Origin of the sequence: Acinetobacter sp. BSP-28 (assembly GCF_044130285.1) — a bacterium.
In the GTDB taxonomy this organism is placed as follows: Bacteria; Pseudomonadota; Gammaproteobacteria; order Pseudomonadales; family Moraxellaceae; genus Acinetobacter.
Genome location: NZ_JBIQOB010000003.1, coordinates 117,567 through 135,903, shown reverse-complemented (window position 1 = coordinate 135,903; position 18,337 = coordinate 117,567). Strand labels below are relative to the sequence as shown.

Below are 18,337 nucleotides of genomic sequence, written 5' to 3'. Positions count from 1 at the left end.
CATAAAAAAACGCACCTGATGGTGCGTTTTTTTATGCTTTATATATCTTGCATCTCAGCCATTTATTCAGCACTCTGAATCTAAAACTTTGACTTAAACTAAATATCATCTTAAATCTAGAAAATCATTCACAGAAAATGCAGCCTCAGGCTTTGCTGAGCAACCCTGTACAGTTAAAGACATTATATTCTTTAATTACGAAACTCGAATGCAACGCCACCACATGCTCAATTTTACCAATGCGTTTTAACAACACATCACTGTAGTTTTCCATGTCTTTAGCAACCACTTCAACAATAAAATCGGCAGATTGCCCGGTCACCAAAAAGGCATTAATGACTTCCGGAATACTTTCCAGCTCTTCCAAAAATTTGGCAAAGGTATCGGTATCATGCTTGCTTAATGACACTTGTAACAGCACATGCAGGCTAAAACCCAGCTTTTGATAATTCAGTTCCCGTTTTAGTCCCGAAATAATCCCGGCATCAATTAAATGTTTAATTCTGCGATGAACGGAACTCACGGAAAGATTAATACGTTCTGACAATTCATTCAGGTTCAAATCTTCATGTGTTAAAATTTCAAGTATCTGCTTATCAAAACGGTCAAGCTCCATCTTTCCCCCTCCATTTCAGTTTTATCATTTCAATCTGGTCAAAATCACCCGTGTCTATACACGTCAAGCCATGATGCTCACCGACGCTGAATCCTGCAAATTGGTATGCAACAAGGAGTGGTCTATAGTGTACTCTCAGCTTTGTTTGATTATTTTCCTGAAACTCTAAAAAAGAAAGTGCTTTTGAAATTTATTTTCATATTTTTAAAATTTTCTAGAATTATTTTCACACCCAGCTCATGATCCGCGCTTTTATCTCACCACTTGGCAATATTCAGAAAAATAATTATAAAGAATATCCTCCCTGAGTTTGCTGAATTAATTTCAGCAATCATCAAGAATACACATCCTATAAATCAAATTTTTATGAATAAAATTTAAACACCACGCCAATCCACCCGCGCATTACGTTCCGTTTGATATATGCGCAGCACATATTGTCCCAACGGTAATGTCATTAAATGCTCTTTATATTGCCGAAATTCTTCAGATAAGGTTTCACCATGCTCTTTTTCCCAAGGTGTACCCGGTATTTCCAGAATTGGTGCCAGCATCGAACATACGGCGATATCAGCAAGACCAAGACGTTCGCCGACAAAATAACGCCCATGATTTTCAATCAATCTTTTATTTAAATTCTGAATGATACCGTCCATTTGCAGTTTAGACTCGGCCACCTTATCTACATTCAGTTGGTAGCCTTTGGAAAGCAAGGCTTTGATAATCGGTTTGGAATATTTTTCAAACTGGCGTAAATAACCCTTTTCACCAATTAAAATATCTAAAGACTCTTCACTTTCTGACAAGGTATGGGCAAGCCCCCAACGGCGCACATGTCTACCTAGCTCGGTAGCAAGATCGTTGATTTCCAAAGCCAATTGACGTTGTTGTGGATCAGCACGCAATAAAGAATGTTCTGGATATACTTTATCCAGATATAAGGCAATTTCAGTCGAATCCGCAATCCAGTATTCTTGGTCACGTAAAATAGGTAAACGGTTTTGTCCGGTTTTTAATTGGGCAAATGCACGATGCACTCCTGGAATCAGATTATGGGCAACATAATCCAACTCTTTATGATCGAGCAACCAGCGCGCTTTCTCACAAAAATGAGATAAAGGAAACTGGTATAAAATTCGCATAAAAACTCCGCGTTTATTGTTTTAGTTCTGCCAAATCAAAACCATCTAATTCAGTCGGATACTTTAGTCATCCTATCCCGGAATTACAATGCACTTTTTATTCAAAATATCGTCTTACATTTGTCAGTCTTCTACTTTTAATTTTATACATTTTTTTGTCTTGATTATCTTTAAAGCAGATATAAACACATCAACGTCAAAAAACAAACATTAAAAAAATTCAAATCATGTTGTTTTCTAGACACTTAATATATTCAAAATAAATAAAAATCTAGCAGTTTTTATCTTAAACAGGATTTTTCATAAGCTTTGCAAAAGCAATTGCTTAATTTTGAATTCAATTACTTGTAGCGTTTTGATATCGATTTAAGGTGTCATTATGTCTCGTTTAATTTCCGAAAATGTTCATGTAATTGAAAACGATCTTGAAGCTATTCATGCTGCGTATCATGTCGCAGATTTTGCTTTGGAAGGTCGCAATGAACGTGATCAACAGCGCTTATTGCCTTTTGCTGAAATTGATCTGTTCAGCCAGAAAGGCTTAGGTGGTATTCGTATTCCAAAGCAATTTGGTGGTGCTTTCGTTTCCAATAAAACATTGGCGCATGTATTCCGCATTCTGAATAAGGCCGATTCCAGTGTAGGACAAATCCCACAAAATCAGATTGCGCTGTTGAATATGATCCAGATGATGGGTACAGAGCAGCAAAAACAATTTATTTATAATGAAATTTTACAAGGTAAACGCCTGGCCAATGGTGGACCGGAACGCCATACCAAAGATACCAAAACCCTGGCGACTACATTAACGTTTGAAAATGGACATTATTTTGTCGACGGCGAAAAATTCTATTCAACGGGCAGCAGTTTTGCCCACTGGCTCGCGATTAAAGCCATTCATCCAGAAGGTCATGTAGTACTGACTATCGTCAATGCTCAAGCCAAAGGCGTGAATGTGATTGATAACTGGAATGGTTTTGGACAGCGTACCACTTCAAGTGGCACAGTTAGACTCGACCATGTTGAAGTTGATCCGCTACTGATTTTTGATGAACGCCTGCTTTCCAGCCAGCCGAATTACCGCGGCGCGTATTCACAATTATTACAGGTTGCCATTGATGTCGGCATTGCTGAAGCAGCCTTTGCCGATACCGTGACAGCCGTGCATAAAGCACGCCCGATTGTCGATGTACAAGTGGAAAAAGCCAGTTTTGAACACTATACCTTGCAAGAAGTTGGCAAGTCTACGGTGCTATTGGATGCTGCCATTTTGCTGCTTGATGAAGCAGCTGAATATCTGGATGAACTGGATCAGCTGCAATCTGTGACTGAAGAACAGGCGGCCAAAGCCTCTATTTTAGTCGCTGAAGCCAAGATTTATGCCAATGATGCTGCACTGCACATTTCTGAAAAATTACTGGAACTTGGCGGTAGCCGCTCCAGCCTGAGTCAGCACAACCTGGACCAGCACTGGCGCAATGCCCGTGTACATACCCTGCATGATCCGGTGCGATGGAAATTACATGCACTTGGGGATTATTACCTCAATCATACACTCCCTGCCCGCCACGCCTGGATTTAAGGATACTGCTCATGACTTCATATCAAAATATTATTTCATTTCATCCCGAACAGTTCGCGCATGCACATATTATTCAATCCGATGCAGAAGCGCTGGAAATTGCACGCAATCTAGCGGAACAGTTCAAAGCTGGAGCCATTCAGCGCGATGCCGAGCGCATTCTGCCTTTTGAAGAAATCGAAGCCTATAGCCAGTCTGGACTCTGGGCCATTACCGTCCCAAAACAGTATGGTGGTGCAGAGGTCTCTAGCTATACCGTAGCGCAAGTGATTGCACTGATGAGTGGTGTAGATGGTTCCATTGGACAGATTCCGCAAAACCATTTTTATGGATTGGAGATCCTGCGTAATAGTGGCACCGAACAGCAAAAACAGAAACTCTATGCTGAAGTGTTAAAAGGTGCCCGTTTTGGCAATGCCCTGGCCGAGTTTAAAACCAAAACTGCTGCACAGCGTCAAACTGCGATACGCAAAACTGATCAGGGCTATGTGATTAATGGCGAAAAGTTTTATTGCACCGGCAGTTTATTTGCCCATCGCATTCCAACACTGGTGGTCGATGAACAAGATCAGCAGTTCCTGGCTTTTGTTCCGCGTAATAGCGAAGGTCTGACTTTAATCGATGACTGGAGTGGTTTCGGGCAACGAACCACAGGCAGCGGCACAGTGAAATTCAATAATGTGCAGGTGCTGGCTGAAGATGTGGTGCCATTTGATATTGCCTATTCAGAGCCAACCATCTCGGGTCCTTTTGCCCAATTGCTGCATGCCTCTATTGAAACCGGAATTGCCCGTGCCGCCTTTGAAGAAACCTTGAATCGTGTGCGTCAGGCCCGTCCGTGGATTGATTCTGGCGTCGATCAAGCCACCGATGACCCGCTGACAAAGTTCGAACTGGGACGGATTATCGCCGATGTACGTGCCTCTGAAGTGTTACTGAAACAGGCCGCCCGTTCAATTGACGCCGCCAGACCTGCACCGACAGCAGAAAATGTCGCCAAAGCATCGTTAGATGTGGCCAAAGTACGTGCACACAGTACCGAAACTGCACTCAAAGCCTCCTCAAAACTGATTGAACTGGCCGGTAGCCGTGGTAGCCAGTGCGAAGATGGTCTGGACCGCTTCTGGCGCAATGCACGCGTGCACACGCTGCATGATGCTTCGCGCTGGAAATATTATTTCATCGCCAATCATATTTTAAATGGCGTATTGCCACCGCGTCGGGGGACATTGTAATGACAATAGCATCACAATCTGTACCCAAGAAAATCTTGCTAAATGCTTTTGATATGAACTGTGTCGGCCATATCAATCACGGATTATGGACCCATCCGCGTGATGAGTCGCAGCGTTTTAATGAGCTGAGTTACTGGACAGATTTAGCCCAAACCCTGGAACAGGGCCTGTTTGATGGCCTGTTCATTGCCGACATTACCGGAGTGTATGATGTCTATCAAAACAATATCGACCTGACTTTAAAAGAATCGATTCAGTTGCCGAGTCATGACCCCAGTACTCTGGTTTCTGCCATGGCAGCGGTGACGAAAAACCTTGGATTCGGTATTACCGTCAATTTAAGTTATGAGTCGCCTTATCAGTTTGCGCGACGTTTTTCCAGTCTGGATCATCTGACCCAGGGCCGTATTGGCTGGAATATTGTCACCGGTTATCTGGATAGCGCACAGCGATTAATTGGCGAAAAAGGTCTTAAAGACCATGACCTTCGCTATGAGCAAGCCGAAGAGTTTGTACAACTTTGCTATAAATTCTGGGAAGGTTCCTGGGAAGATGATGCCGTTGTAAAAGACAAGAAAAACCGGATATTTACCGATCCTGCCAAAGTACATCAGGTCAATCATCAGGGACAGTTTTACCAAAGCCAGGGCGTGTTTCAAGTTTCCCCTTCCATTCAGCGCACACCGGTGTTATTTCAGGCCGGTGCTTCACCGCGTGGAATGGCCTTTGCCACCCAGCATGTGGAAGGCATGTTTATTGGTGGTGATCAGCCTGCAAAAATCAAAAAGCAGGTCGATCAGATTCGTCAGCAAGCTACCGATCAAGGACGTCATCCTGAAGATATTAAAATCTTTGTCGGCATTACCGTGGTCACCGCGGAAACTGATGAACTGGCACAGCAAAAGCTGGATGAATATCGCTCTTATGCCAGTCCTGAAGCAGGTTTGGCGCACTTCTCCAGTTCTATCGGCATTGACCTGTCCAAATTTGCCGATGATGAAGCTATCCCTTACCAGAAGACCAACAGCATTGCATCAGTCAACAATAAATTTAAAGAACAGCGCATCAGCAAAAATGATTTAAAAGCTCAGCATGTGCTGGGTGGCCGTTATCCCCTGATTGTCGGGAGTGGCGCAACTGTAGCTGAAAAACTGATTCAGCTGATCGATGAAACCGGTATTGATGGCTTTAACCTGACCCGCACCGTTGCCCCTGAGTCACACCATGACTTTATCCGTCTGGTGATTCCTGAATTACAGCAGCGCGGCCGTTATAAAACAGCCTACGAACAAGGCAGTTTAAGACACAAACTGTTTAATCAGGGAGACCACCTGTCGACCTCACACCCAGTTCAGCAATTTCGATGTCCAAGCTCCGCCTCAACTTCGAATTCCAACTTAAAGCAAAAACAATCCGCATAAATTTTGAGGTGCAACATGGCACAAACAGCGAAAACCAAATTCACCATTATTGGGGTGATTATTGCCGCAGTCATTATTGGGCTGGTGGTCTGGAATCAACAAAAAAAAGCCACTTCGGATGAACTGGTGATTGGCATTAGCCCTTCATTTGCCAAGCCTTTACAGGTGGCAGCAGTTGAAGCCAAACAGCAAGGCCTGAATGTCAAATTAGTGGAATTTTCCGACTGGAATACGCCCAATATTACCCTTAATCATGGTGATATTGATGCCAACTTCTTCCAGCATCAACCCTTTTTAGACAATGCCAAAAAAGAAACCGACTTTAAAATCAAAGCCTTTGCCAAAGGTGCAGCAACGCATGTAGGCTTATATTCCAAAAAAATCAAAAGCTTTGATGAGTTAAAAGATGGTGCGAAAGTTGTAGTTCCAAACGACCCTGTAAACCAAGGCCGTGCGCTGCTGCTTTTACAACAGGCAAAACTAATTACCCTGAAATATCCTAAAAACCATCTGTCTAACCTAAAAGACATCGCAACCAATCCGAAAAAATTGCAGTTTGTCGAAGTGGAAGGCCCTCAAACCGCACGTGCCATTGATGACGTCGATCTAGCTTTTGGCTATCCGCATTACTTACGTTTAGCCAAAACAGCTGATCCTGAACAGGCGCTGTTATTTGACTCTAACAAGGACAACCGTTATGCCATCCTGTTTGCCGTGCGTGAGGATTACCAAGATAAAAATGACAAGCTGAAAAAATTTGTCGATATTTATCAGAACTCGCCAAAAGTGAAACAGGCTTTGGATGCAGATTTCGGTGCCAAACTCTGGTTCCCGGGCTGGAAATAAGGATTTAAATCATGTCTCAAGTTTCCAAACTGAATCTTAAAAAACTGCTGATTGGCCTGACTGTCGTTGTCATTATTGCAGGATTAATAACCTATCGTTATGTGCAAAACCAGCAACAGGATAATGTCCTGACGATTGGTATTAGCCCACCTTATGCGGAACTATTACAGACAGTTGCAAAAGAAGTAGAGAAAGATGGCATTCATGTCAAACTAGTGGAGTTTTCAGACTGGCAGGCTCCCAATGTTGCGGTACAAAATGGCGATATTGATGCCAACTTTTTCCAGCAAAGCGTGTTTTTAAAGAATGCGGTTCAACAAACCCATTATGACCTGCATGCTTTTGGCATAGGCAGTGGCAGCCATGTCGGTTTGTATTCCAAGCAATATAAATCCTTAGATGCCTTGCCCAAAAATGCACGTGTGGTGATTCCCAGTGATCCTGTAAACTCGGCTCGTGCATTGATTTTGCTGCATCGTGCTGGTCTGATTCAAATCAAAGATATCCATAATGAGCTATCAACCCTGCAAGATATTGTGGCCAATCCAAAACAGCTTAAATTTTTAGAAGTAGAAGGTCCGCAAACGGCTCTTGCCTATGACGATGCAGATTTGATTTTTGGTTTTCCGCATTATTTAAATATGGCGAAAAAAGCCGATCCTCACAGTGCCTTGTTTTTAGATCCGGTGGATAAGAAATACGCCATTCTTTTTGTCACCCGAAAAGATTATGTCGATCACGATAAAAAACTCGAAACCTTTGTCAAAGCTTTCCAGAACTCTGCAAAAGTAAAAACAATTTTAGACCGGGATTTTGGTACGGGCATGTGGTTTGAAGGCTGGAAATAAGGAGAATAAAATGGTGAGTTTTGGTTCACAGGTGGACTTCTCTGTTCCCCATATCAAGATCAGAAACCTGAATAAATATTATGAAGTACAAGGACAATCTGTACATGCCTTGAAGAACATCAACCTGGATATTCCGGAAGGCAAAATTTTTGGCATTATCGGCAAAAGTGGCGCAGGTAAATCTTCATTGTTGCGTACTTTAAATGGTCTGGAGCAGATCAGTGAAGGACATATCCATATTCACCAGCAAGATCTGGCGGAACTGAAACATGCTGAACTGATCCGGTTGCGTCAGCGTATTGGCATGATCTTCCAGCACTTTAATTTAATGTCGGCCAAGACCGTATGGGAAAATGTTGCCCTGCCGCTGAAAGTCGCCAATTATAACAAAGGCGAGATTGAAGCGCGGGTCAATGAAGTCCTGCAACTGGTCGGTTTGAGTGAAAAAGCACACAACTATCCGTCCCAGTTATCCGGCGGACAAAAGCAGCGTGTCGGGATTGCCCGGGCGCTGGTTCACCATCCAGAAATTTTGCTCTGTGACGAAGCCACCTCTGCCCTGGACCCGGAAAGCACTTCTGTGGTGCTGTCTCTGCTCAAGGAAATCAATCAGAAGCTCGGCATCACCATTGTGCTGATTACTCATGAAATGCAGGTCATTCGTGAAATTTGTGATCAGGTGGTGGTAATTGAACATGGTGAAATTGTCGAAGCAGGTGAAGTGTGGTCGGTCTTTTCCAATCCGCAACAGCAGATTACTCAGGAATTGCTGAATCTGGAACAGCTGGAATTGCCATTTGCGATCAGTCCGCAAGTCACTGCTGACACCACGCATAGCATTATCAAACTACGTTATGCCTCCAGTGTTCAACATTCACCAGATTTGAAAGTAATTTTCGAGCAATTCGATCATCCGGTTCATCTCTATCAGAGTCATATCGATAGCATCCAGAACCATCTGGTTGGCAGTTTTATTGTGGCAATCCCTGATCTACATGTAGATACCACACTACTCCAGCAGAAATTAAAACAGTACATTGCACAGATTGAGGTCATTGGCTATGCACGACCAGCTCATTGATTTATTACTTACAGGCACAATTGACACTTTATTGATGGTGGGGGTATCTGCGCTTGTTGCCTTTATCATTGGCTTGCCCATCGCGGTCATTTTGGTCAGCACTTCCGAACATGGCATCTATCCGTCCAAAAGCATCAATCAGGCTTTGGGCTGGGTGGTTAACATTACCCGTTCAGTACCATTTTTAATTTTAATGGTAGCGCTCATTCCACTCACCCGCTGGATTGTCGGTACCAGTTATGGGGTCTGGGCCGCGGTAGTGCCTTTAACCTTGGCAGCCACACCTTTCTTTGCCCGCATTGCAGAAGTCAGTTTACGCGAGGTCGATCAGGGGCTGATTGAAGCCGCTCAAGCGATTGGCTGTAACCGCAAGCAGATTATCTGGCATGTGCTGCTACCGGAAGCCCTGCCCGGGATTGTGGCAGGCTTTACCGTGACCTTGGTGACCATGATCAACTCATCGGCGATTGCTGGTGCCATTGGCGCAGGCGGCTTGGGTGATATTGCTTACCGATATGGTTATCAGCGTTTTGACATGCAGATTATGCTGGCCGTGATTGTCGTACTAGTCATTTTGGTCATGCTGGTTCAGGCCACAGGCGATTCCATCTCCAGCCAGCTGGATAAACGCAAAATTTAAACCCTACCAATTTTATGAGTTTTCAATAAACCACCTAGCCATGACCTGACTTTGTCATGGCTTTCATGTAAAATCGTCTGCAATTTTTATATATAACACTGTGTGAGTTATTTCATGGGTTTTAATTGCGGTATTGTCGGCTTGCCGAACGTTGGTAAATCTACACTTTTCAATGCATTGACTAAAGCTGCTATTGCTGCAGAAAATTTCCCGTTCTGTACCATCGAACCAAACACCGGTATCGTTCCTGTACCTGACCTACGCATGGATAAACTTGCGGAAATCGTTAAACCACAACGCGTGCTTCCGACCACGATGGAATTTGTGGATATTGCCGGTCTGGTTGCCGGTGCCTCTAAAGGTGAAGGTTTGGGTAACCAGTTCCTGGCAAATATCCGTGAAACCGATGCGATTGCACACGTGGTCCGTTGTTTTGAAGATGAAAATGTCATTCATGTGAACGGCAAAATTGATCCGCTTGATGACATCGCGACGATTAATACAGAACTTGCATTGGCTGACCTGGAAACTGTGACCAAAGCGGTTACGCGTTTGGCTAAATCTGCAAAAGGTGGCGACAAAGATGCTGTTGCCACTAAAGCCGTTTTGGACAAAATCTTGCCTTTACTGGATGAAGGTAAGCCTGCACGTGCAGCCGATCTTGATGATGATGAACGCAAACTGGTACGTGGTTTTGGTTTAATGACTTTAAAACCGACTATGTATATTGCCAACGTTGCTGAAGATGGTTTTGAAAACAACCCGCATCTGGAAGCCGTTAAAAAATTGGCAGCAGAAGAAAATGCGATTGTGGTTCCACTGTGCAACCAGATTGAAGCTGAAATTTCATTGCTTGAAGATGAAGACCGCGCTGAATTCCTTGAAGCGATGGGCATGGAAGAACCAGGTCTGAATATCGTGATTCGTGCCGGTTACAGCCTGCTTGGCTTACAGACTTACTTCACTGCAGGTGTACAGGAAGTTCGCGCCTGGACAGTCAAAGTCGGGGCAACGGCACCTCAAGCAGCGGGTGTAATTCACACTGACTTCGAAAAAGGCTTTATTCGTGCCGAATGTATTGCTTATGATGATTTCGTTCAATACAATGGCGAAGCTGGCGCGAAAGAAGCCGGTAAATGGCGTTTGGAAGGTAAGACTTACGTGGTTCAGGACGGTGACGTGCTGCACTTCCGTTTTAACGTTTAAGTCATTCTGACGTTTCAAAACAGCTTAAAAAGCCAGCATGATGCTGGCTTTTTTATTTCGAGCTTTTTTCAGTTCAGATTCACGGTCTTGGCATCCATTACAGCGCGTTGCTTACGAGCTTCTGCCAGCATGCGTTGCTCCAGCTCTTTTCGAAACCCGAACATAAACACCATTTCAGCCAGGACAAATAAAGGGCCTATTGCCAGACCAATCACATCATCCATAAAAGCCGGTTTTTTCTTTTCATAAAAATGACCCACAAACTGGAATACCCATCCTACCACAAAAATGCCAATACTCATGCTTAACCAGACCGTCATATCCAGCTGCGCAATCCTGTAAGCAGATGGATAAGCAAGCGCATAGATGAGCAACATGATCAGGCCAAAGATGCGATCCAGGCTGAGATAATACACTGTACTTGCCAATAGTAATCCTAAAGCCAAAGTCAGCTCGACACCTGAAATGACCACACCGGCACGTGCAGTCAGGCACATAATTGAAAATACAATCAGTGGAATACCCACAAAATGGGTATAAATATTTTTCTGATCCAGATGGTATGCAGCATACTGGCTCAGTAATTGTTCTAATTTGGTCATGACCGTCTTCCTTGTTAGACTTATATTTTCATTTCACTATATAAAAAAATATCAGGACAAGTTGTCAGCTAGCCGACAACTGAGCTTAAAAAAGGAATTAAAGTGCTCGAACCCATTTATATTGAACATTTACAGCAAAATGCATGGTTTGCACAATTGCCTGCTCTGTTTAAAGACTTTCTTGTGAGTCGTGCTGTGCAGCAGCATTTTGACAAGGAACAAGCCATTTTCCATGCCGGTGATTCATTCAATGGCATCTATGCTGTTTTAGAGGGTGCCGTTCGCCTGGGTTATATTGATATTCATGGCAAGGAATCGGTGGCTGCAATTGTTGAACCAATTATGTGGTTTGGCGAAATCTCGCTGGTGGATGCCCAGCCCCGTTCCCACGATGCGATTACAACTCAAAAAAGTCTGATCCTGCATATACCGAGTACAGCCCTGCAATCACTGCTACAACAACATCCGGTTTTTTGGTATCACATTGCGCAATTGACCAGTCAAAAGTTACGCTTTGCTTTTTTGGAACTGATTTCAATTCAAACTCAAAACATCAGCCAGCGTTTGGCACAACGTTTGATGTTTATTTTAAATGGCTATGGCAATCATTTAAGGATTGAAAACAATGTCATCCATTTATCTCAGGAACAACTGGCACAAATGCTGACCTGCTCCCGACAGACAATCAATCAGGAACTACAAGCGTTGGAACAGCAAAATATTTTGTGCGTATCTTTTAGGAAAATTGAAATTTTGGATGTAGCGGAACTGCATCGCATCGCGCATGCTTTTCCCAATATTTAAATCGGAAGATGAATCAAATATTGAAAAAGACCAAGATGATTCAGAGATATATACCGTTGCAGTATAAGCCGTTCCACTGCCAAGCATGACAGGTGAATGACTTGCCTGATGATTCATCTATTTTATACATTGTGCTTATGAACGTAATTGACAGACATTGACATCATCAAAACCATTGGTGCATGGTGCAACTTCATATTCATTATCCGATGATGACTGAATGGCCTGTAACGGCTCTGCTGCTGTTGTGACACTACTCAAAGCACTCAAAAATACAGCCATACTTATTGATAAAAACACTTTATTAAACATCTTGCTTACTCCTAATGATTTTTAAAGTTGCATATATTTAGAATTAAATCAAAATATCTATGTAATATTTGCAATTTATTATAAATATTTTATCACTTAGTGATAATTTTATATATTTATTAGGTTATCGTTTTATTCTCTTACTCATTCTTTAAAACTATAAATAAAAGGAAATACCATAAAATTTAAGGCATAAAAAAACGAGGCCATTGCCTCGTCTGCTTTGCATTTAAACACCGACTTTTTTCGGATCTGTATTGCCCAGCTGCGGATGCTCGATCGCACCTTTACATTGCTGTTTATCACGTTCGTAATCGGCCTGTTTCTGCGCTACTGAACCGGAGTTCTCCATGGTTTCACGTGCCCAAATTTCCAGACTGGTCAATGCCTTACGGCATAAGGCATATTTACCTTCAGTCACGGAATCGGTCATTTTGACATTAATGCGCCAGTCGGTACTAAGCTTGCGCGCAGGTTTACGGACCTGTTCTTCCAATACATCCAGTTTTTTGGCATAGACCAGACCATCCACCTGATTAATGAATTTCCAGGCTTCGTTGGCATAGGTCGTTGCATCATTGGTTAGTTTAGGTGCGGGTTTAATTTCAGCTTTTTCGCCATCATTTCCACAAGCCTGCAGCAAAACACTACTGCATAATAAAGAAACAATCAGCATTCCACGTGTCTTTAACATCAACATATCAGGCTCACCCAGATAAACAATTCGGCACTATGCTAGTGAATTCGAGTACAATACTCAATCATCATTTGACCCGTTGTTCAACTCTCCCGCAAAGGTGTGTCGTGTCTGAACACAAAACTCCTCCAGTTCAAGCTGCTGGCTTTTGGCAAGGTGCTAAAGACAGTCAAGCCATTATTTTTACTTATCTTCCCGTTTCATTTGCTTTCGGTGTTTCGGCCAGCCAGTTCGGCTTTAGCTCTTGGGAAGCGCTGTTTTTATCCTGCTCCATGTATGCCGGTGCCAGTCAGTTTCTGGTTGTCGCTTTACTGGGCAGTGGCACCTCCATCTGGATGACTGCCCTCACCGTGATTGCTTTAGATATTCGACATGTGCTTTACGGCCCAGCCCTACAAAACCTGATTCAGGACAAGCTGAATTTAAAGAAAACCGCCGTCTGGGCCTGGGGTTTAACCGATGAAGTGTTTGCCTCAGGGATGATTAAACTGTCACAACGGCGCCAAGAGTGGTCTGAGTCCTGGATGCTGGGTTTGAGCCTATTTAGCTGGCTGTCTTGGGCCTTAGGTTCATTTTTGGGCGGCTTGTTTGCTGATCAGGTCAGTGCCTTACCGCAATTTTTACAAGCCGCACTGGATTTCTTGCTGCCGGCTTTATTCCTCAGCTTCCTGCTCGCTGCCTTTGAAAAGAAACATACTTTTATTGTCACGGTCTGTTTAATTGTTTCAGCGATTGCCTGCTATTTCATTAATTTGTCTGCGGCCATTTTTATTGGGATTTTATCGGGTATTTTAGCTGGCCTGTTTAAGCATTATGTTTTAAAACAGCATGATGACGAATTTGGAGAAGCACATGAATCTTGAAATTATTCTGGTGGGCATCATCGTCGGGATTGCCAATTTCGCCTCTCGTTTTGGCCCTTTCTATATCATTCAAAAAAGCCAGCAACATTCACAAAAGCGCGGTGCAGTGTGGATCAAAATTGCTTTAGGCAGTATCGGCATTGCTGCGATCAGTTCTATGCTGGTGGTAGCCACCTTGCCTCCGCTGATGGAAAGCCCCAATAAAAGCTTTGCCATGCTAATCGGTTTTCTTACCCTGACCGGACTGTATTTCAAGTTTAAGAAAATTGTCCCGGCGACTTTAACAGCCGCTTTGACCTATGGTTTGATTTACACCTATTTGCCTGTTTCCTTCTAAGTTTCTTAAAAATCTCCTCTTTTTAAAGGGGGAGATTTAGAGAGGGATTAAAATTAAAGATACCAAACACCTTATAAATAAAATTGTTGGACAATATCATTATTTTATGTGAAACCGCTCTTAACACCCCGAACAGTTCTGCTATGCTAAAAGCCCACTTTAGCAAGGACGATTCACATGAGCGTGACCATTGGTACTCCCCTTCAATCTTCTGCTTTTAAAGTTTTATTGTTAGGTTCGGGAGAATTAGGCAAAGAAGTGGTGATTTCTTTACAACGCCTAGGTGTAGAAGTTCACGCTGCTGACCGTTATGATCATGCTCCTGCGATGCACGTTGCCCATTATTCTTATACGTTAAACATGGCAGATGCCGAAGAACTCAAACAACTCATCCAACAAATCAAACCCAACCTGATTGTGCCTGAAATTGAAGCCATTGCGACTCAGGTTTTAGTAGAAATAGAACAACAAAATATTGCCACCGTGATTCCTTCAGCCAAAGCAGTCAATCTGACTATGAACCGAGAAGGCATTCGCCGTCTGGCTGCAGAAGAACTGGGCTTGCCGACCTCAGCTTACCGTTTTGCCGACTCGATTGAATCATTCCGTGCAGCCTGTGATGATATTGGCTATCCCAACTTTGTTAAACCGGTAATGTCTTCTTCCGGTAAGGGACAATCACGGGTTAAGAACTTTGATGAAGTTGATGCCGCATGGGAATACGCGCAGACCGGTGGACGCGTCAATCAGGGTAAAGTGATTGTGGAATCGCAAATTGATTTTGACTTTGAAATCACCTTACTGACCGTTCGGGCCAAAAATGCGGAAACTGGTGAAATTGAAACCCAGTACTGCGACCCGATCGGACATCGCCAAGATTCGGGTGATTATGTGGAAAGCTGGCAACCTCAGGCCATGACGGCTGCGGCATTAGAAGAATCAAAACGTATTGCCCATAAAGTTACAGCGGCTTTGGGTGGCTGCGGTATATTCGGTGTGGAACTGTTTGTCAAAGGTGACAAAGTATGGTTTAGTGAAGTATCTCCACGTCCGCATGACACAGGACTTGTCACCCTCGCATCACAATTCCAGAGTGAATTTGAACTGCATGCACGTGCCATTTTAGGCCTGCCGGTGAATACTTCTCGCCATAGTGTTGCAGCCAGTGCCGTCATTTATGCAGGTGTTGATGATACCAATTTGTCTTTTTCTGGCTTAAATCTTGCTTTATCAAATCCAAACACCGATTTACGCCTTTTTGGTAAACCCGAAGGTTTTAAACGTCGCCGCATGGGGGTCGCAACTGCACGTGCTGAAACCACAGATCAGGCGCGTGAACTTGCACTAGAGACAGCGTCTCAAGTCAGTGTTCAACAAAACTAAACTTGCCACTTTATTAACGGACCACTGTTCATGATCAATACTTCTCCTCTGCTGAATTACGTTAAAAGTAACCATGACATTCAGGCGATCAATCAATGGCGCGCCGATGTTGAAAATCAGCTTCAGGAAGGTTTTGAAAATGGACAGTCGATGCGTGAAGTCATTTTGGCCCGATCCAATTTGATTGATGAAGCACTACAGTTCCTATGGAAACATGCTGAACTTGATCAGACCGATCTGGGTTTATTTGCGGTGGGTGGTTATGGCCGTCGGGAAATGCTGCCTTATTCCGATGTCGATATCATGATTTTATCGGAAGATGAAATTTCCCCCGATCAGGAAAAACTGATTTCCACTTTTATTTCCTCGCTTTGGGATGTTGGTAATTTCAAACCTGGTATTAGCGTACGTACCATTTCCGAATGTGTTGAACAGGCCACCAATGATTTAACCGTCGCGACCGCGCTGATTGAATCACGTTTAATTAGTGGCAACCCGCATTTAGCCAAATGGCCACGCCGTATTGTTTCGCAAACCTGGACTGATAAAACCTTTTTTGATGCCAAAATGGATGAACAGGCCAAACGCTATGCTCAGCACAACAATACCGAAAGCAACCTGGAACCGGATATTAAAAATGCACCGGGCGGTATTCGCGACATCAATCAGATCGGCTGGATTGCCAAACGCCATTTCCGGGTCAACCGTATTTATGACCTGGTGCATTTAGGCTTTATTTCAGAGTTCGAACTGGGTGTTCTAGAAGAAGCTGAAAGTTTTCTGTGGGAAATTCGCCATCATTTGCACCGTCTGACCAAGCGCGATGAAAACCGGTTGTTGTTCGATTATCAACGAGATATTGCAGCTTTATTTGGCTATACCCGTGAAGAAGGTAAATCACCCAATTATCCTATTGAACAGTTTATGAAGCGTTATTATCGTAGCGCGCAGCAGGTATCGACATTAAATGAAATGCTGCTTGCTTACTTTAATGAATCTGTGATTACTCCACGTTTGCCTAACTACGAACGCAAAATTGAAGAAATTAACGAAAACTTCAAACTGGTGGATGGCAAACTGGCGGTACAGCATCATAAAATTTTCTCGGAACGTCCCAGTGCAATCCTGGAAATCTTCTATTTATTAGCCAACCGTCCTGAAATTGAAGGCATCCGTGCCCGTACCTTACGCCTGCTCACCCTGGCAGCCAAGCGCATTAATCAAGCTTATCGCGATAACCCCGAACATCAGGCCCTGTTCATGGCAATTATCCGTTCTCCGCATCGCCTGTATGACACACTGGTGGCGATGAAGCGTTATGGTGTGCTAGGCAATTATATTCCGGCATTCGGTCAAATTATGGGGCTAATGCAATATGACCTGTTCCACATCTATACCGTAGATGCCCATACCCTATTATTGCTGCGTAATTTAAATCGCTTTAAAGAGCCTGAATTTGCCAAAGATTTTCCGGTGGTCAGTTCGGTGTTCCAGCGTCTTCGCCGTCGCGACATTGTTTATCTTGCTGCCTTGTTCCATGACATTGCCAAAGGTCGTGGCGGTGACCATAGTGAACTGGGTGCAGAAGATGCAATCAAGTTCTGTCGTAAACATGGCTTTACTGAACGTGAATGCAATCTGGTGGCCTGGCTGATTCAAAGTCATTTACTTATGTCTATGACTGCACAGAAAAAAGATATTTCCGATCCAGACGTGGTGCAAGATTTTGCAGAAAAACTCGGTGATATGGAACATCTGGATTATTTGTATACCTTAACCGTTGCAGATATTAACGCGACCAATCCCAAACTGTGGAATACATGGCGTGCCTCCCTGATGCGTCAGCTTTATACCCATGCACGTGATGTCATTCGTACCGGTCTTGGACATCCGGTCGATTATCAAATGCTGATTGAAGACACCAAATTTGCTGCCAGTGAAATGTTGGTCAATGACTTCTCTCTGGCCGATGTGGAAAAAGTCTGGCAAGAACTGGGCGATGAATACTTTATTAAAGAATCCGCCGATGAAATTGCTTGGCATACCCGTGCCATCTTGCAACATGGCAACAACACTGAGCCTCTGGTCTTGATGCGTGCCCATCGTCAGTCGGCACAAGATGCAGTACAGATCTTTATTTATACTCAGGATCAACCGAATTTATTTGCCACCACCGTTGCCATTTTGGACCGGATGAATCTGGACGTTCAGGATGCTCGGATTATCACCGCATCAACTGCCTTTAGTCTGGACACCTATGTGGTGCTGGATCGTTTTGGTACCTTGCTGACAGACCCTGAGCGTGAACAAACGGTTATTGAGGCATTGGTGGAAGCGCTAAGCCACTCAGATAAATATCCTGGTTTAATGCAGCGTCGTATTCCACGCCAGTTACGCCATTTTGATATTGAAAATACCGTCGATATCACCCTGAATGCTGCGTTACAGCAAAACATGGTGGAAATTGCAACGCTCGACCATCCAGGTTTACTTGCTAAAGTAGGTGGTTTATTTATGATGCAGGGTTTAGATATCCATTCTGCTAGAATTGCCACCCTGGGTGAGCGTGCAGAAGATATTTTCTTTGTCACCAAAAAAGATGGCAGCCCAATGTCCGATTCAGAAGCTGAAACTTTTGCAGCCCAATTGAAGTCAGCTCTGGATGAAGCCTCAAGTCTAGTCTCTGGCCAACATTAACTTAAATTTACGCGGTATCGATTTC

The 18,337-nt window shown here is 43.6% G+C and carries 18 protein-coding genes; 13 read left to right on the top strand and 5 right to left on the bottom strand.

The genetic code is table 11. The features are described from left to right. Positions 1-145: 145 nt before the first annotated feature. Together ACE01R_RS03210 and ACE01R_RS03205 are read right to left on the bottom strand one after the other, a co-directional pair. Entirely contained in the window at positions 146-616 is a 471-nt protein-coding gene (locus ACE01R_RS03210) for an Lrp/AsnC family transcriptional regulator (protein WP_174559282.1), read from the bottom strand. Positions 617-993: 377 nt separating this feature from the next. Then, a complete protein-coding gene (locus ACE01R_RS03205) occupies positions 994-1,758 on the bottom strand; it encodes a glutathione S-transferase family protein (RefSeq protein WP_395546058.1) in 765 nt (254 codons plus the stop codon). 379 nt (positions 1,759-2,137) lie between these two features. On the opposite strand from ACE01R_RS03205, the gene ACE01R_RS03200 reads away from it, so the two are divergent. From ACE01R_RS03200 to ychF, 8 genes are all read left to right on the top strand, one after another. After that, positions 2,138-3,340 (top strand): SfnB family sulfur acquisition oxidoreductase, encoded by a 1,203-nt coding sequence (locus ACE01R_RS03200; protein WP_395546057.1) that lies wholly within the window; start codon positions 2,138-2,140, stop codon positions 3,338-3,340. A gap of 11 nt (positions 3,341-3,351) precedes the next feature. Next, positions 3,352-4,575 (top strand): SfnB family sulfur acquisition oxidoreductase, encoded by a 1,224-nt coding sequence (locus tag ACE01R_RS03195; RefSeq protein ID WP_395546056.1) that lies wholly within the window; start codon positions 3,352-3,354, stop codon positions 4,573-4,575. Continuing rightward, positions 4,575-5,996, top strand: coding sequence for an LLM class flavin-dependent oxidoreductase (locus tag ACE01R_RS03190; RefSeq protein WP_395546055.1), 1,422 nt, complete (start codon positions 4,575-4,577; stop codon positions 5,994-5,996). Before ACE01R_RS03195 ends, ACE01R_RS03190 begins: the two co-directional genes overlap by 1 nt. 15 nt (positions 5,997-6,011) lie before the next feature. Further along, positions 6,012-6,842, top strand: coding sequence for a MetQ/NlpA family ABC transporter substrate-binding protein (locus ACE01R_RS03185; protein ID WP_395546054.1), 831 nt, complete (start codon positions 6,012-6,014; stop codon positions 6,840-6,842). A gap of 11 nt (positions 6,843-6,853) precedes the next feature. Continuing rightward, positions 6,854-7,690 carry a MetQ/NlpA family ABC transporter substrate-binding protein gene (locus ACE01R_RS03180; RefSeq protein WP_349929400.1) on the top strand — a complete coding sequence of 279 codons (837 nt, stop codon included), beginning with the start codon at positions 6,854-6,856 and terminating at the stop codon, positions 7,688-7,690. Positions 7,691-7,700: 10 nt separating this feature from the next. Further along, entirely contained in the window at positions 7,701-8,771 is a 1,071-nt protein-coding gene (locus ACE01R_RS03175; protein ID WP_395546053.1) for a methionine ABC transporter ATP-binding protein, read from the top strand. Next, positions 8,752-9,411, top strand: a complete 660-nt coding sequence (locus tag ACE01R_RS03170) for a methionine ABC transporter permease (RefSeq protein WP_395546052.1) — start codon at positions 8,752-8,754, stop codon at positions 9,409-9,411. The genes ACE01R_RS03175 and ACE01R_RS03170 overlap by 20 nt, the downstream gene beginning before the upstream one ends. 114 nt (positions 9,412-9,525) lie before the next feature. Next, the gene (gene ychF / locus ACE01R_RS03165) at positions 9,526-10,617 is read left to right on the top strand and encodes a redox-regulated ATPase YchF (RefSeq protein ID WP_349929394.1); all 1,092 of its coding nucleotides are present in this window, start codon (positions 9,526-9,528) and stop codon (positions 10,615-10,617) included. A gap of 68 nt (positions 10,618-10,685) precedes the next feature. On the opposite strand, the gene ACE01R_RS03160 is transcribed toward ychF, so the two are convergent. Continuing rightward, a complete protein-coding gene (locus ACE01R_RS03160; RefSeq protein WP_395546051.1) occupies positions 10,686-11,219 on the bottom strand; it encodes a DUF962 domain-containing protein in 534 nt (177 codons plus the stop codon). Positions 11,220-11,321: 102 nt separating this feature from the next. Between ACE01R_RS03160 and ACE01R_RS03155 the strand changes: the two genes are divergently transcribed. Next, positions 11,322-12,023 (top strand): Crp/Fnr family transcriptional regulator, encoded by a 702-nt coding sequence (locus ACE01R_RS03155; RefSeq protein WP_395546050.1) that lies wholly within the window; start codon positions 11,322-11,324, stop codon positions 12,021-12,023. A gap of 135 nt (positions 12,024-12,158) precedes the next feature. Here ACE01R_RS03155 and ACE01R_RS03150 read toward each other — a convergent pair whose 3' ends face one another. Both ACE01R_RS03150 and ACE01R_RS03145 read right to left on the bottom strand, forming a co-directional pair. Continuing rightward, positions 12,159-12,335, bottom strand: a complete 177-nt coding sequence (locus ACE01R_RS03150; protein WP_395546049.1) for a hypothetical protein — start codon at positions 12,333-12,335, stop codon at positions 12,159-12,161. Positions 12,336-12,564: 229 nt separating this feature from the next. After that, positions 12,565-13,035, bottom strand: coding sequence for a hypothetical protein (locus tag ACE01R_RS03145; protein ID WP_395546048.1), 471 nt, complete (start codon positions 13,033-13,035; stop codon positions 12,565-12,567). 104 nt (positions 13,036-13,139) lie between these two features. On the opposite strand from ACE01R_RS03145, the gene ACE01R_RS03140 reads away from it, so the two are divergent. From ACE01R_RS03140 to glnD, 4 genes are all read left to right on the top strand, one after another. Further along, entirely contained in the window at positions 13,140-13,895 is a 756-nt protein-coding gene (locus ACE01R_RS03140) for an AzlC family ABC transporter permease (RefSeq protein ID WP_395546047.1), read from the top strand. Next, a complete protein-coding gene (ygaH, locus tag ACE01R_RS03135; RefSeq protein ID WP_395546046.1) occupies positions 13,885-14,232 on the top strand; it encodes an L-valine transporter subunit YgaH in 348 nt (115 codons plus the stop codon). The genes ACE01R_RS03140 and ygaH overlap by 11 nt, the downstream gene beginning before the upstream one ends. A gap of 177 nt (positions 14,233-14,409) precedes the next feature. Beyond that, a complete protein-coding gene (gene purT, locus ACE01R_RS03130) occupies positions 14,410-15,615 on the top strand; it encodes a formate-dependent phosphoribosylglycinamide formyltransferase (protein WP_395546045.1) in 1,206 nt (401 codons plus the stop codon). A 30-nt stretch (positions 15,616-15,645) separates the two neighbouring features. Beyond that, the gene (glnD, locus tag ACE01R_RS03125; protein ID WP_395546044.1) at positions 15,646-18,312 is read left to right on the top strand and encodes a [protein-PII] uridylyltransferase; all 2,667 of its coding nucleotides are present in this window, start codon (positions 15,646-15,648) and stop codon (positions 18,310-18,312) included. Positions 18,313-18,337 lie beyond the last annotated feature (25 nt).